This is a genomic window from Pseudomarimonas salicorniae (assembly GCF_023156535.1).
Taxonomy (GTDB): Bacteria; Pseudomonadota; Gammaproteobacteria; order Xanthomonadales; family Xanthomonadaceae; genus Pseudomarimonas; species Pseudomarimonas salicorniae.
Genome location: NZ_JALNMH010000011.1, coordinates 164,261 through 177,962, shown reverse-complemented (window position 1 = coordinate 177,962; position 13,702 = coordinate 164,261). Strand labels below are relative to the sequence as shown.

Here is a 13,702-nt window from a genome sequence, read left to right as displayed (position 1 = left end):
GCCTATCGCCAGCAAGCTGGCTCCTACATTCGGGTTCTGCGGTACGTCTGCTTCGCGCCCGCATTGCGCCACGGAAGGGGCGCACATCACTCTACCGTCGGCAAAAAAACCCCGGCCGGAGCCGGGGTCACGGTGCGGCTATCCGAGGGGCGGCCTCAGACCGCTTGCACCTCGTCGGCTTGCAGGCCTTTCTGGCCCTGCACGACCTTGAAGCTCACCTTCTGGCCTTCCTGGAGGGAACGAAAACCCGTGCCCTGGATGGCGCGGAAGTGGACGAATACATCGTCGCCGTTCTCGCGGCTAATGAAGCCAAACCCCTTGGCATCGTTGAACCACTTGACGGTTCCGATCTGACGGTCGGACATGAAACTGCTCCTCGAAGCTAATCAAAAACCGCGGTCTCCCCGCGCGGACTTACTGCGTTGCAAGGAGCACCGTCTGCGTCGGTGGCGATGATGCGGATCACGATCAGCCCATCGGGTCTCGATGTTCCAGGACCCATTGCAATACAGTGACTTCGAGTCTAACCAAACTTTAATGCAGGGTGAAGCGCCTGGCGAAATGGCCTGGGAGCGGGCCTGCAAGCCTGTCCCAAGCGATCCGAGCAAGTGCTCCAGAAGGCCCTGAGAAGGTGTGCCCATCCCTGCACCCGGAGGCATTCCATGCGCAGCATCCTCATGCTGGCCACCCTGCTCGCCGCCCAGGGCGTGATGGCGGACACCGTAACCATCGGCAACCGCGACAGCGCGGGACTCATCCGTGCCCTGCAGCAGGCGGCGCAGTCAGCTGGACCGCATTACATCCGGCTTCACCCCGGCGGTCTCTACACGCTGGACCTCACCGACTCCGAAGGGCTTGCCCTGCCAGCCATCCGCAGCCAGGTGGTCATAGAAGGGCGCGGCGCAGAGATCCGTGGCTGGAGCCATCGTCCGATGCACTTCTTCCACGTATCCGCCGGCGGCGAGGGGATCATCCGCGATCTCACCCTGGCCGAGGCCAACCAGGGTGCGATCCGCAATCACGGCAGGATGCATCTCGAGCGGGTGACGATCAGCGACAGCCTGGCGCGGGGCGAGCATCCAATCATCGCCAATCATGGCTCGCTCAGCCTCGAGGACAGCCGCATCGAATACAACGTGGTGCACGCCCCGGAAGGCACCGCCGCCCTGCTGAACAACGAGGGAACGCTGGAGGTCGAGCGCACAAGCCTGACCGGCAACCGGATAACCCGCACCCAGACGCGCCCACTGTCAGCGGCCGCCTTCGTAAATCGCGGCCAGATCCACGCCGAGGGCGTCAGCCTCGCCGACAACCTGTTCAACGACCTGCTTCCCGACAGCGCGGAGCTGCAGTCCGTGCTGAACCTTTCCGGCGGGCGGATCAGCGGTTCGGCACTCAGCGCCCGGTAGCGCCCGGCGGAATGGCGCCCAGCGAGGACAGCCAGGCGGCGAGATCGGCAGCCTGATCCTCCCTCAGCGCCTCCATGCGCTGGCCCCCGCCGGTGGGTGGATGGTGGCGCTCCCCGGCCGAGAAGTAGACCAGCTGCTGGCGGAGGTAGGGCGCGGCCTGTCCGGCAAGGCGCGGAATACTTCCACCACCCACCAGCTCGTCGCCGTGGCAGGACCGGCAGTCGCGGCGCTCGGCAAGCCTCGCCCCACGCTTGACCGCCTTGGCCGGCTGCAGCGTCGGCGCGGACTGCCAGGGCCGCGCGCCGAGCTCGGCGGCCAGCTCGGCGACCTGCTCTTCCCCGATGCCACGGGCCAGATCCTGCATCGGAAAACTGGTCCGCATGTGGTGCTTGAATCGCCGCAGCTGGATTTCCAGATAGGTCCGGTGCTGGCCTTCGAGAAGGGGCGCCAGGCCCTCCCTGGCGCCCGGGCGATGGCAATCCAGGCAGGGCGCAATGTCCGCAGCCATCAGGCAGGGCGCGGCGAGCAAGAGCAGGACCATCGGAATGCAGCGCATGGTCGGCCTCCGTAGGGATTGCCGAACAAGCTAGCGCACTGATCCCCGCCCCATCTTGCGCAGGATCAAGCCTGCAGAGCCCGAAGCGTGACCGCGGGCGGCGCGGCAATCACGCTGCGGGTGGCCAGCAGCCCGGTCACCGTGACGCCCAACACGCCCACGAGCGCGCCACCGAGGGCCACGCTCCAGTCGGTGCGCCAGGGCAGGTCGAACACCTGTGAGGCGATCAGTCCGGAGATCATCGCTGCGGCAAAGGCCGCGGTGGCCCCGGCGATCAGGCCGATCGCCGCGAACTCGGCCAGGTGCGCGCCGCGCAGCTGGCGTCGGGTCGCGCCGAAAGCGCGCATCACGCCGCCCTCGAGCAAGCGCTCGTCCTGGGTGGCGCTGATCGCCGCCACCAGCACCAGCAGTCCCGCACCGAGCGTGAAGTAGAAAACGTACTCGACCGACGTGGCCACCTGATCCGCGGTGCGCCGAACCTGGGCCAGCACGGCATCGACATCGATCACACTGATGTTGGGGTGGCTGCGCACCAGACCATCGACCTGCTGCTGCCCGGCCGCTTCGACATGAACCGCCGAGATGTAGCTGGCAGGGAAGCCCTGCAGCGTCGGCGGCGACATGACCACGAAGAAGTTCGGGCGGAAGCTTTCCCAGTCCACCCGACGCAGGCTGGTGATCGTCCCGCTGACCTCGCTGCCGGCGATTTCGAAGCCGACCACGTCGCCAAGCTCCCAGCCCAGCGCACGGGCGAAGTCCTCCTCTACCGACAGTTCCGCTGCGGTGCTGTCCGCCGCCCAGTACTGGCCGGCGACCAGCGCGTTGTCCGGACGCTCCAGCGCATCGGTGAAAGACAGGTTGAACTCGCGCTCGGCCAGGCGCTGGGCCCGCGGGCCGCGATCGGCGTAGTCGGCGCGTCCGACCGCCTCGCCGTTCACCGTGGCCAGACGGCCGCGGACCATCGGGTGCAACCGCGCATCCGTCGCCCCCGCCGCAAGCAGGGCCTGACGCGCATCCTCGACCTGATGCGGCTGGATGTTGATCAGGAACCGGTTCGGTGCATCGGCAGGCAACGCCTCGCGCCAGCGCTCCAGAAGGTCGGTGCGGACCAGGGTCAGAAGCAGGACCACCATCAGCCCAAGACCCAGAGCCGAGACCTGGACCACGCTGCCGGCCGACCGCCGCCCGAGGCTGGCCAGGCCATAGCGCCAGATGCCGGAAAGATGACGCCGCGATCGCCGCAGCACGAAGATCAGCGCGAAAGCGAGCGCGGCAAGGGCCACCAGGGTCAGGGCGATGCCGCCGAGCACGATCACGGCGAGCTTCGGGTCGCCAGCCTTCCACCACAACAGGGCGCCCAGGCCAACGATGCCGAGCGCAGCACTGAGCCAGGCCGGCACCGAGGCGGCGTCCAGGTCGCGACGCAGCACGCGCATGGCCGGCACCTTGCGCAGCGCGAGGATCGGCGGCAGGGCAAAGGCAAGCAGCACGGCCATGGCGACGCCGAGGCCCTGCGCCGCCGGCAGCCAGCCGGCCGCAGGAATGGCAAGGCCCAGCTGGGCCGCCAGCCAGCCGGCGAGCAGCGCCTGGGTCAGATAGGCGAGCAGCAGGCCGAGCGCGGTGCCCAGCACGCCGAGCCAGAACAGCTCGCCGGCGTAGATCGCGAGCAGGGTGTTCTGGCTCGCGCCCATGCAGCGCATCACCGCGCAGCCATCGAGCTGGTGTTCGACGTGGCGACGCGCGGCCATGGCGATGGCGATGCCGGCCAGCACCACGGAGACCAGGGCCGCAAGCCCGAGGAAGCGGTCGGCGCGGTCCAGCGCGCGGCGGATCTCGGGGCGGGCATCGGCGGCGGTTTCCAGCCGCTGGCCGCGGTCGAGACCGGCCTTGCGGGCCGCCACCCAGCGTTCCACTGCCGCCGGCTCGCCGGCGACCACCACCCGGTAGGTGATTCGGCTGCCGAACTGCTCAAGGCCCGTCGCCGGAATCTCGTCGATATGGAAAAAGGCCTTGGGCGCGGCATTGAAGTAGTCGACCACGGCGTCGGGTTCGTCGAGCACCAGGGCGCTCAGCCGCAGCTCGCGCTCGCCGACAAAGACCGGATCGCCCAGTTTCGCGTCGAGCTGGCTGGCGCCGGCGCGGCTCAACCACACCTCACCGGGCCGCGGCGAGGCCTCGGGGACCACCCCGGGGCCGCCTGCCTCGCGCTGGATGCGGAACCCCCCGCGCAGCGGGTAGCCATCGTCGAGGGCGCGAAGTTCGGACAGCCGCAGGGTCTCGCCGACCCGCAGCATGCTGGGAAAGCTCATCAGCGCCGTGTGGGACAGGCCGGCCTCGGCTGCCTCCGCGCGCACCGAAGGGTCGATCGGCGCATCGGCGCGCAGCACCGCATCGCCGCCCAGAAGCGCATTGGCCTGCAGGTCGAGCGCGCGACCGGCACGGTCGGTGACAAAGCCAACGCTGCTGACGGCCATGACGGCCAGCACAAGGGCGGCGAGCAGCACACGCAGTTCCCCCGAGCGGAGATCGCGGCGCAGAAGGCGCCCGCCCAGCCGGAAGCCGATCATGCAAGCCGGCCCGAGGCGAGGCGGATCTGCCGACCGCAGCGCGCGGCAAGCCGCTCATCGTGGGTCACCAGCACCAGGGTGGTGCCCTGCTGACGATTCAGTTCGAACAGCAGGTCGGCAACCTGACGGCCGGTCTCGGTGTCGAGGTTGCCGGTCGGCTCGTCGGCGAATAGCAGGGCCGGCTTCGAGGCGAAGGCGCGAGCCAGGGCCACACGCTGCTGCTCGCCGCCGGACAGCTGCCGCGGATAGTGGTGCAGGCGATCTCCAAGGCCCACGCGGACCAGCAACTGGCGCGCTTCGGGTTCGGGCTGGCGGTGTCCGGCCAGTTCCAGCGGCAGCATCACGTTTTCCACGGCGCTGAGCGAGGGCAGAAGCTGGAACGACTGGAAGACGAAGCCGACCCGGGCGGCTCGGACCCTGGCCCTACCATCCTCATCGAGCCGGGAAATCGGCTGACCATCCAGCCAGACGCTGCCGGTGCTGGGCGTGTCCAACCCGGCGAGCAGGGCGAGCATGGTCGACTTGCCCGAACCTGAAGCGCCGACCACTGCGACCGCCTCACCGCGCTGCACCTCGAGCGAGACATCGTCCAGAATGACCAGTTGGCCGCTGGGCAGGGCGACCGTCTTGCCGAGCCCCTCGGCACGGAGCATCAGGGGGGCTTCATCTTGCGAGCGCATGGGCTCGGCCACACTTGCGGACATAAGCGATCAACCGGCAGGAGGAATTGCAACGATGCCATCACCTTGGCGCAAAGCGACTGAACAATTCGTCATGGTGGCGGCCCTCACGCTGCTCGCGCTGGCGGCCCAGGCCACGCCCCGCCCTACCCTGCTGGTGATGGGCGATTCCCTCTCGGCGGCCTATGGTCTATCGGAGGATCAGGGCTGGGTGGCCATGCTGGGCGAGCGCCTGGCCGAGCGCCAGCCGGCCTGGGAGGTGGTCAATGCCAGCATCAGCGGCGAGACCACCTCGGGGGGGGCTTCGCGCATCGCCCATGCCCTGCGCCAGCACCGGCCGGATCTGGTGCTGATCGAGCTGGGCGCCAATGACGGACTGCGCGGCCTGCCCCTGGAACTGGCCGAGGCCAACCTGCGCTCGATGATCGAGGCCAGCCGGAAATCCGGCGCCCGGGTGCTGCTGGTGGGCATGCAGATCCCGCCCAACTACGGCCCACAGTACACGCGCGGCTTCATCGACATGTACCGTCGCCTGGCTACCGAGCAGGACGTGTCCCTGCTGCCCTTCCTGCTCGAACCGATCAGCCGTGGCCTGGTCCATTTCCAGGCCGATCGGCTGCATCCGAATGCCGAGGCACAGCCCATCATCCTCGACCACGTGTGGCAGACTCTCGAACCCCTGCTCGACGCCGACCGGCCCTGAGCCCGGCGTTTCACCGGACCGACCGAATTGAGATCGCTTGCCCTGCCTTGCCTGTTGGGCCTCCTGCTGGCCTCGACGGCTGCTTCCCAGACCCTTGAGGGATGCCGGGCCATCGGCTCCGACCCCGAGCGTCTGGCCTGCTATGACCAGATCGCGGAGCGTCACCTGCGCGAGCGAGCCGCTGGGGGTCGCGTGGAGGATCTCTACCGCAGCGAGCCCGACCTCGCCGCCGCGCCCGACTCCATGCTCGACCGGCGCTGGGAGCTGGACCCCGAATCCAAGCTGGGCATCTTCAATCTGCGCGCCCACCGCCCGATCTACATCCTGCCGGTATTCCTCAGCAACCGACCGAACAATCGGCCGAACAGCCCGAATCCGGCGAATACGGTGGACGAGTCGCTGGACCTGCGTTCGCTCGAGAACAAGTTCCAGGTCAGCTTCAAGACCAAGGTATGGGAAGGCCTCGTCGGCGGTCAGGGCGACCTGTGGTTCGGCTATACACAGAGTTCGCGCTGGCAGCTGTACGAGGAGGACGTCTCGCGACCCTTCCGAGAGACCAACTACCAGCCCGAGATCGACCTGATCTTTGGCTTTGACGAACCGCTGCTGGGCGGCTGGCGAGCCCGCATGCTGGGCATCGGCTACGCGCACCAGTCGAACGGACGCAGCCTGCCGCTGTCGCGCAGCTGGGACCGGCTGGTGGCCACCGCGGCCATCGAGAAGCCGGGCTGGGCAGTGGTGTTCCGACCCTGGTACCGGCTGCCTGAAAGCAGCCGGGACGACGACAACCCGGACGCCAACGACTTCCTCGGACGCGCCGAGCTGCAGGTCGTGCACCAGCGCGGTGCACACGAGCTGGCCTGGCTGGTCCGTCACAGCCTGCGCGGCGGCGAGCGCTCGCGCGGGGCGCTGCAGTTCGACTGGAGCTTCCCGCTCTACCGCAACCTGCGCGGCCACCTGCAGCTGTTCGAGGGTTACGGCGAGAGCCTGATCGACTACAACCACCGTGCGACCTACCTCGGCATCGGGCTCAGCCTGATGCCCTGGTACTGAAGCCCCGCCTTCCATCGCCCTCGCGATTCCGCTCGGCGGCAAGTAAGAAATTTTTACTCCCCACCTTGCAAACTGCGATGGCCATCGCGGTTCCTGCGGGTTTACCCCCAGCACACTCTGCCCGCCCCGTTCGGCGCGTGGGCAAGATCTCCTTCACCTGGGGTGTCCCATGCAGAGCATTACCCGTTGGGTCCTGGCGGCAGCCGCCGTCCTGGGCTCCACCGCGGCCACCGATACGGCGGCGCAGAGCATCTTCCGCGACAACTTCGAGCAGCCCTACTCGATCCCTGCCAGCGACGCGGAAGCGGCCCGCTTCCTCAACCAGGCGACCTTCGGCGCCACGCCGCAGACGATCAGCCAGCTCAAGTCCTCGGGCACGGTGAGCTGGGTCAACCAGCAGATCGCCCTGCCGCAGACCCTGGCCCGCCCCTTCCTCGAGTCGATTACTGCCGCCGAGAACAATTCGGGCAGCGACCTGTCGCAGACGCATCGCGTGCACCGCTGGGTCGACACCGCGGTGACCGCGCCCGACCAGCTGCGGCAGAAGGTCGCCTGGGCGCTTGGCCAGATGATCGTGGTCTCCGACCAGGACGGCGGCCTCAGCGGCGAGCCGATCATGATGGCCGAGTGGAACGACCTGCTCGTGCGCAACGCCTTCGGCAACTTCCGCACCCTGCTCTCACAGACGCTCCGCTCGCCGATGATGGGCCGGTATCTGACCCATCTGCGCAACCGCAAGTTCGAGATCGAACCGCGCTGCTATGACCAGCGCAGCCCGATCGACAACCGGCTCGGCAGCAACCCGCCCTATCACAGCTGCACCAGCAGCGATGCGACCAACAATGGTGCTCTGCCGCCGCGGATCGCCGCCTATGTGCTGCCCAGCGGCGGCCTGGTGGCGCCGGACGAGAACTTCGCCCGCGAGGTGATGCAGCTGTTCACCATCGGCCTGATCGAGCGCAACGCCGACTTCTCGCCGTTCCCGAACGCGAGCAGCCCGCAGGTCACCTACGACCAGAACACCATCACCACCCTGTCGCGGGTGATGACCGGTCTGTCCTACGCCTGCTCGGGCAACCGGATCGTGGCCGGCAATCTGATTCCGCGCAATTGCAACTGCACCGGCACCGATTGCAGCTTCCAGAACGGCAATTTCTTCAGCACGCCGGGCTCGCTGTCGATCAACGGCGAGAGTGGTCTGGTCCACCCGGACCGCTACGAGCCGATGATCTGCTACCCGCGCTACCACGACACCGGTCGCGACCGCATCGGCTTCCAGCTGCCCGGGACCGCCGGCGAGAACCCGGTCGGCGCCACGGTCGAACTGGACACCGCGAATGGGCAGAGCATCCCCGGGGGTACTCCTGGTCGCACCAAGGTGCTCGAGCTGGGCGGAACGCCGATGCTGACCTACAACGAGGTCGGCCCGGGCCAGTCACGCAGCGATATCAACTGCGATGGCCTGAACACCAACTCGCCGGCCGACCAGAAGGCTGCCTGCCTCAGCTACTGCGACAACAGCCTCGACGCGGCGATCGACCTGTTGTTCCACGAGCCGAACACGGCGACCATGGTCGCCCGCCACATGATCCAGCGCCTGGTCAGCTCCAACCCCTCGCCCGGGTACATCGAGCGCGTCGCCAACGTGTTCGCCAACAACGGCAGCGGCACCCGCGGCGACCTGGCCGCCGTGGTCCGCGCGGTGCTGTTCGACGCCGAAGCCCGCGAGCCGGTTGCCGACACCGCGCAGGCGCTGGAGCGCGGCAAGCCGCGCGAGCCGCTGCTCAAGCTGATCCAGATCTGGCGCAGCCTGGGTGCGGTGTCCGGCGACACCCGCTCCGACGGCTACCGCCGCTGGGCCCGTTTCGCCAACGGCTGCAACAGCGGCAGCTGGCCGCAGTGCGCCTATCTGCAGCGCCCGCTCGGCGCGCCGACGGTGTTCAACTTCTATGAGCCGGACTATCAGGACCCGGGCGTCAACGCCAGCCGCGCGGCGGACGACAAGCTGTTCACACCCGAGCTGCAGATCATCAACGAGGCCTCGGCCGTGCTGACTGCCAACGACCTGTACACGCAGATCTGCGCCGGCTGGGGCAACAACTGCCACAGCCGCATGACCTCGGTGCCGACCGGGAACGCCTACTTCCCCGCCGCGGTGCTGGACGCCCTGCCCGGCGCGAACTGCGGCACAACCTGCAGCGCCAGCCAGGATGCCCAACTGATCGACGCCCTCGACGTGCGCCTGTTCGGCGGCACCATGAGCGGCACCCTGGGTGACGTGAACAACCCTGCCAGCGCCGCAAACACCGGCATGAAGGGCACCCTGCTGCGCTTCCTGCAGCTGGGCATCACCGGCAGCATGGGGGAGTCGAATCCGCAGGACGCGCGCCGCCGCGAAATCCTCTACCTGCTGCACCTCGTGTCGGTCTCGCCCGACTTCGCCACCCAGCGCTAAGGAGCCCGACATGTCCCGCAACGCTTCCTCGCGCCGCAACTTCCTCCGTGCCAGCTGCGGCGTGCTCGCCTGCGGCGGTGCCCAGGCGCTGTTTCCGCAGCTCGGCCTGATCCCCTCCGCCCTTGCCCAGTCGGTGCCGGCCACCGGCTACAAGGCCCTGGTGTGCCTCTACCTCGCCGGCGGCAACGACAGCTGGAACCTGCTTATGCCGGGCGGCGGCAATGCCTGGAACCTCTACCGCGACGCCCGCAATGGCGTCTACGCCACCGGCAATACCAGCGGCCTCGCCCTGCCGGCTGCCAATGGCACCGGCTTCATCGCCAACCAGACCACGCCGGCCGCGATCGGCATCAACGGCAACGCCTACGGCGTGAATCCGTTCTGTCCCGAGCTCGCCCAGCTGTACAACGAGGGTCGTCTGGCCTTCCTGCCCAACATCGGATCCCTGGTCGAGCCGATCACCCGGGCCACCTACTCCGGCAGCGGCGCCCGCCGCCGTCCGCCGCAGCTCTACTCGCACAACGACCAGACCTCGCTGTGGCACACGGGCGGCAACAACCTGCAGGCCACGCGCGGCTGGGGCGGGATGGTCGCCGGACGCACCTCGAAGCTGGCCTCGGAGATGAGCGGCCTGCCTCCGGTGATCACCCTGTCGGGGCAGACGCGGTTCCTCAATGGCACCTCGACCATCAGCACGCCGCTGTTCCCCTTCACCCTGTCGACGAGCAGCACCAGCCCGGCGGCTTCGCTGATCGAGTACGGCATCAGCAACCGCAACGCCAACCAGTTCCAGACCGCACGTCAGTCCTATCTCGACGAGCTGCTGGAAGCCGCTTCGCCGCAGCCGTTCACCGATGAGTACCGCTCACTGGTGACCCGCTCGATCGAGCTGGCCAATGACGTGATCAACCCGGCGTTCGCCACCATCGCCACCGATGACCCGGTGAACGCACCGTTCAACGGCCTGAGCGGCAACAACCTGTATTCGCAGCTGCGCCAGATCGCGCGGATGATCAAGGTCAGCACCGACGCCAGTCTGGCCAATCCGATCAATGCAAATCGCCAGGTGTTCTTCGTCAGCATCGGCGGCTGGGATACCCACGACAACCAGATCAGCTCGATCGGCGCAACCGGCCACCACGGTCGGCTGCAGGTGGTCTCGCAGGCGGTCAACGCCTTCTTCCGCTCGATGCAGGCGATCGGCCAGGCCAACAACGTCACCCTGTTCAGCGCTTCGGAGTTCGGGCGCACGATCAACTCCAACGGCAACGGCAGCGACCATGCCTGGGGCGGCGTGCAGTTCGCCGTGGGCGGCGCCGTCAATGGCGGTATCTACGGCCGCTACCCGAGCATCGCCTTGAACAACTCGCTGACCAATCCCGTGGCCGGCAGTGACCCGACCCAGGGTGAGTGCTTCTCCCGTGGGCAGTTCCTGCCGACGACGGCGGTCGACCAGCTCGGCGCCACCCTTGCCCGCTGGATGGGCGTGGCCGACAGCGACCTGCCCTCGATCTTCGCCAATATCGACAATTTCGCCAGCGGTCCCTACGCCAATGCCGCGGCGACCCCGACCTTCGCCCACTTCAGTCGCACCATCCCGGGGCTGATGAATGGGATCTAGGCTCGCCGCCATGGTCGGCCTGGCCGTCGCGCTGCTCGCCGCCCCCGCTGCCCGTGCCGCCTGGCCGGCGGGCTGCGAGGACCTGTCCGGAGAGCCGATCAACTTCAATGTTGATTGGCAGACCGACATCAAGCCGATCATCAACGAGTCGATCTCGGCAGAGGGCCGCTGCACCAGCTGCCACAACATGGGCCAGATGGACGGTAACCTCGACCTGACGGACCAGGGCATCGATGCAGTCCACAAGATCGTCGGGATCTACGTCCTGCCCGGCGATCCACAGGGCAGCGTGCTTTTCCAGAAGGTCAACTGCGACTCGCCGCCCTCCGGCGGAACGCGCATGCCGGCCAGTGCACCGGGCTTTGCCGGCGTGCCGCTAAGCTTTGCCCAGCAGGCCCTGATCTATGACTGGATCGCACAGGGCGCACCGGGGAAGGACCCCAACGAGGCCTCCGAGCCACCCAAGGACTTCCTGTTCCGCGACGGCGTCGAATCGCTGCGTTAAGGGCAAGGCGCCGCGCCTCGAACAGCGCAGCGTGCTGCACTGCGCCCCACGACCGCGAAGCGCATCGAAGCCCTTCCGGGAGCGTCCTCGGGCATGACCGCGGGGTCTCCGTCTATCCGATCACCGCGGTGACCTGAAGCGCCGCGGTCGCGGGCAAGCCCACTCCCACACGGCCGCCGAACGCGGCGGAGCACCTGAAACGCTTCGGTCGCGGCCACCTCCGCTCCTGCAAGACGGCCGGACTCCTCGGGCTGCGCGAAGGAAGCAGAACCGCGGCGCCCCGTCCTGCCCGATTCACTGCCCAGCGGCCCTAGCCGTGCCCGACGCCTCTCCGGCGCCAGCCGCCCTCTGGCGGATGGCGCAGGTTGACCCACAGCACGAGGGCGAGGAAGGCGCTGTAGGCCACGCTGAAGGCCCAGGGCGGCGCCCTCACGTAGAGCAGCTCGCCGAGCCAATGGGCAATGAAGTCACCCTCATAGGTGACGCCTCCGGCGCGGGCGCGCAGGGCCATCTCCCAGTCGGTGAGTGGGCAGAGCCAGCCGGCCCAGGCCTCCAGCACGACGATGCCAAGCACGAGCAGATGCGCGATGCGCACGCGCCGCCTCCGCGCCCAGCGCCAGCCCAGCCGCAAGCCGACCGGCAGCAGCAGGGGCACCGTGATCACGAAAAGCACCAGCGCGACATGGAGGGCGAGCACGGCGTCGGCGGCGAGCGCGAAGTGGACGGGCTGCACGGATCAGGGCGCCTCGCCGGTCTCGAACCCGCTGCCGAAGATCCGCCCGGGATCAGCCCGCTCCATCGCGCCGATATCGGCGGCCAAGAAAGCCGTCACTCGCGTGAGTGCGCCGCCCGGCGCCGGAGCCTGACGCTGCGGCTGGAACGTCGGCACAGCCAGCGACCCGGCGACCGCGTAGTCCGCCGGCCCCTGGGTGTCGGCGTTGGCCGCATCGCGCAACGGGCTGTCCAGCGTGGGAACGAGGTCGGAAGCCGCGGCCGCCGTGAAGCCCGGATCGGCCCCGACCACCGTGCCGGTGAACCCCGCGGGCAAGAAGGTCGAACCTGCGTCGACGTGGTTGTTGCGGCCGATGATGCGCGAGCCGAAGCTCCAGTCTGCCTCGACCTCGCGCACGATCCGCAGTCCGGAGCCGCCCTCGCGGTGGAATACGTTGTTATGAGCGGCCAGCGACTCGATGCCGTGGAACAGCCGGAACACGGTCGGGGTATCGTTATTGGGGTGGCGCCTGACCACGGTGTTGTGGACGAAGCGGTAGCGGCCCCGGCTCTGTCCCGTGCCGTCGCCGCCGAAGCGCAGGATGGATGAGAACTCGGCAGTGTGGACGATGACATTGCCGACGATGTCGGAATCCTCGCGGACCAGGGCTTCGCTCCAGCCGGCCGGCGCACCGCCCGGGTCGGGACCGATCAGCTCGAGCTCGTGGTAGAAGCCGCCCTCCAGCCAGTTGTGGTAGATCTCGTTGCGCTCGGCGCGTGACTTGATCAGGTTGCCGCCATTGGCGCTGTGCACGTAGCTGTGCTGCAGACGGAACACGCTGCCGGGAAAGGCGACCTCGTCGGTGGCCATGTAGATCGTGTGGTTCCGGTCGCCGGACCCGGCGTCCCAGATCTCGCTGTACTCGATGGTCAGCGACCCCGAGCCCTGGTCGGCGCCGAGGACCCCATGCTGCGGGCAGCCGTGGATACGTGCATCGCGGATCACCACATCGTGGCTGTGATGGAAGAAGCAGCGGAAGGTGCTGACCGGCGAGGTGGTCCCGGTGATCTCGAAGCCCTCGAACACCACGTGGTGGGCGCGCAGCTCGATGCTGTTGAAGCCGCCCTCGATGATCGGCCTCTGCCCCCCGCTGCGCAGGCCGCGAAGGACCACCGGATTGCCGGGTGCGCCGCCATCCGCCTCGGGCATCACGATGCCTCCGGGGTAGCGCGCACCGTCTCCGTCGACCTCGACGATGTCCCCGGGCCCCAGGTCCACCGCGTTGAACAGCGAGGTCAGACTGGTATGGCCGCGCGTCGGACCGACCTGGTAGGTCTCTGCCTCGGCGGCGACCGGGGCGAGGCCCAGAAGACCGACCAGGGCGATGTTGGGTTTCGCTGGCATGTGTCCGGGCCCTCCTTGCCGGCACAGTGTAGGCCCT

General features: G+C 68.2%; 12 protein-coding genes and 1 pseudogene. 7 read left to right on the top strand and 6 right to left on the bottom strand.

Annotated elements, in window-relative coordinates:
* Window positions 1-155 precede the first annotated feature (155 nt).
* The gene (locus M0G41_RS13955) at window positions 156-365 is read right to left on the bottom strand and encodes a cold-shock protein (protein ID WP_248210400.1); all 210 of its coding nucleotides are present in this window, start codon (window positions 363-365) and stop codon (window positions 156-158) included.
* Window positions 366-662: 297 nt separating this feature from the next.
* On the opposite strand from M0G41_RS13955, the gene M0G41_RS13950 reads away from it, so the two are divergent.
* Window positions 663-1,409, top strand: coding sequence for a hypothetical protein (locus M0G41_RS13950; RefSeq protein ID WP_248210399.1), 747 nt, complete (start codon window positions 663-665; stop codon window positions 1,407-1,409).
* Here the strand turns inward: M0G41_RS13950 and M0G41_RS13945 are convergent.
* The 3 genes from M0G41_RS13945 to M0G41_RS13935 all read right to left on the bottom strand — a co-directional run bounded on the left by M0G41_RS13945 (window position 1,396) and on the right by M0G41_RS13935 (window position 5,185).
* Window positions 1,396-1,965, bottom strand: coding sequence for a c-type cytochrome (locus tag M0G41_RS13945; RefSeq protein ID WP_248210396.1), 570 nt, complete (start codon window positions 1,963-1,965; stop codon window positions 1,396-1,398). The two genes, M0G41_RS13950 and M0G41_RS13945, sit on opposite strands and share 14 nt — an antisense overlap.
* 65 nt (window positions 1,966-2,030) lie before the next feature.
* Window positions 2,031-4,532, bottom strand: a complete 2,502-nt coding sequence (locus tag M0G41_RS13940; protein ID WP_248210394.1) for an ABC transporter permease — start codon at window positions 4,530-4,532, stop codon at window positions 2,031-2,033.
* Window positions 4,529-5,185 carry an ABC transporter ATP-binding protein gene (locus M0G41_RS13935; RefSeq protein ID WP_248210393.1) on the bottom strand — a complete coding sequence of 219 codons (657 nt, stop codon included), beginning with the start codon at window positions 5,183-5,185 and terminating at the stop codon, window positions 4,529-4,531. Before M0G41_RS13935 ends, M0G41_RS13940 begins: the two co-directional genes overlap by 4 nt.
* Before the next feature lie 121 nt (window positions 5,186-5,306).
* On the opposite strand from M0G41_RS13935, the gene M0G41_RS13930 reads away from it, so the two are divergent.
* From M0G41_RS13930 to M0G41_RS13910, 6 genes and pseudogenes are all read left to right on the top strand, one after another.
* Window positions 5,307-5,915 (top strand): arylesterase, encoded by a 609-nt coding sequence (locus tag M0G41_RS13930; protein WP_248210391.1) that lies wholly within the window; start codon window positions 5,307-5,309, stop codon window positions 5,913-5,915.
* A gap of 27 nt (window positions 5,916-5,942) precedes the next feature.
* On the top strand, window positions 5,943-6,968 hold the full coding sequence (locus M0G41_RS13925; protein ID WP_248210389.1) for a phospholipase A: 1,026 nt from the start codon (window positions 5,943-5,945) through the stop codon (window positions 6,966-6,968).
* Window positions 6,969-7,137: 169 nt separating this feature from the next.
* A pseudogene (locus tag M0G41_RS18915) lies at window positions 7,138-8,025 on the top strand (DUF1800 family protein); the annotation flags it as partial.
* Between the two features lie 345 nt (window positions 8,026-8,370).
* Complete coding sequence (locus tag M0G41_RS18910; protein ID WP_425511259.1) at window positions 8,371-9,423, top strand: DUF1800 family protein; 1,053 nt, start codon at window positions 8,371-8,373, stop codon at window positions 9,421-9,423.
* Between the two features lie 10 nt (window positions 9,424-9,433).
* Window positions 9,434-11,044 (top strand): DUF1501 domain-containing protein, encoded by a 1,611-nt coding sequence (locus tag M0G41_RS13915; RefSeq protein ID WP_248210387.1) that lies wholly within the window; start codon window positions 9,434-9,436, stop codon window positions 11,042-11,044.
* On the top strand, window positions 11,034-11,549 hold the full coding sequence (locus M0G41_RS13910) for a hypothetical protein (protein WP_248210386.1): 516 nt from the start codon (window positions 11,034-11,036) through the stop codon (window positions 11,547-11,549). The genes M0G41_RS13915 and M0G41_RS13910 overlap by 11 nt, the downstream gene beginning before the upstream one ends.
* A 310-nt stretch (window positions 11,550-11,859) precedes the next feature.
* Here M0G41_RS13910 and M0G41_RS13905 read toward each other — a convergent pair whose 3' ends face one another.
* Window positions 11,860-12,282: a DUF2784 family protein gene (locus M0G41_RS13905; RefSeq protein ID WP_248210385.1), complete on the bottom strand. Its 423-nt coding sequence runs from the start codon at window positions 12,280-12,282 to the stop codon at window positions 11,860-11,862.
* Window positions 12,283-12,285: 3 nt separating this feature from the next.
* Window positions 12,286-13,665, bottom strand: coding sequence for a right-handed parallel beta-helix repeat-containing protein (locus M0G41_RS13900; RefSeq protein WP_248210384.1), 1,380 nt, complete (start codon window positions 13,663-13,665; stop codon window positions 12,286-12,288).
* Between the last annotated feature and the right edge of the window lie 37 nt (window positions 13,666-13,702).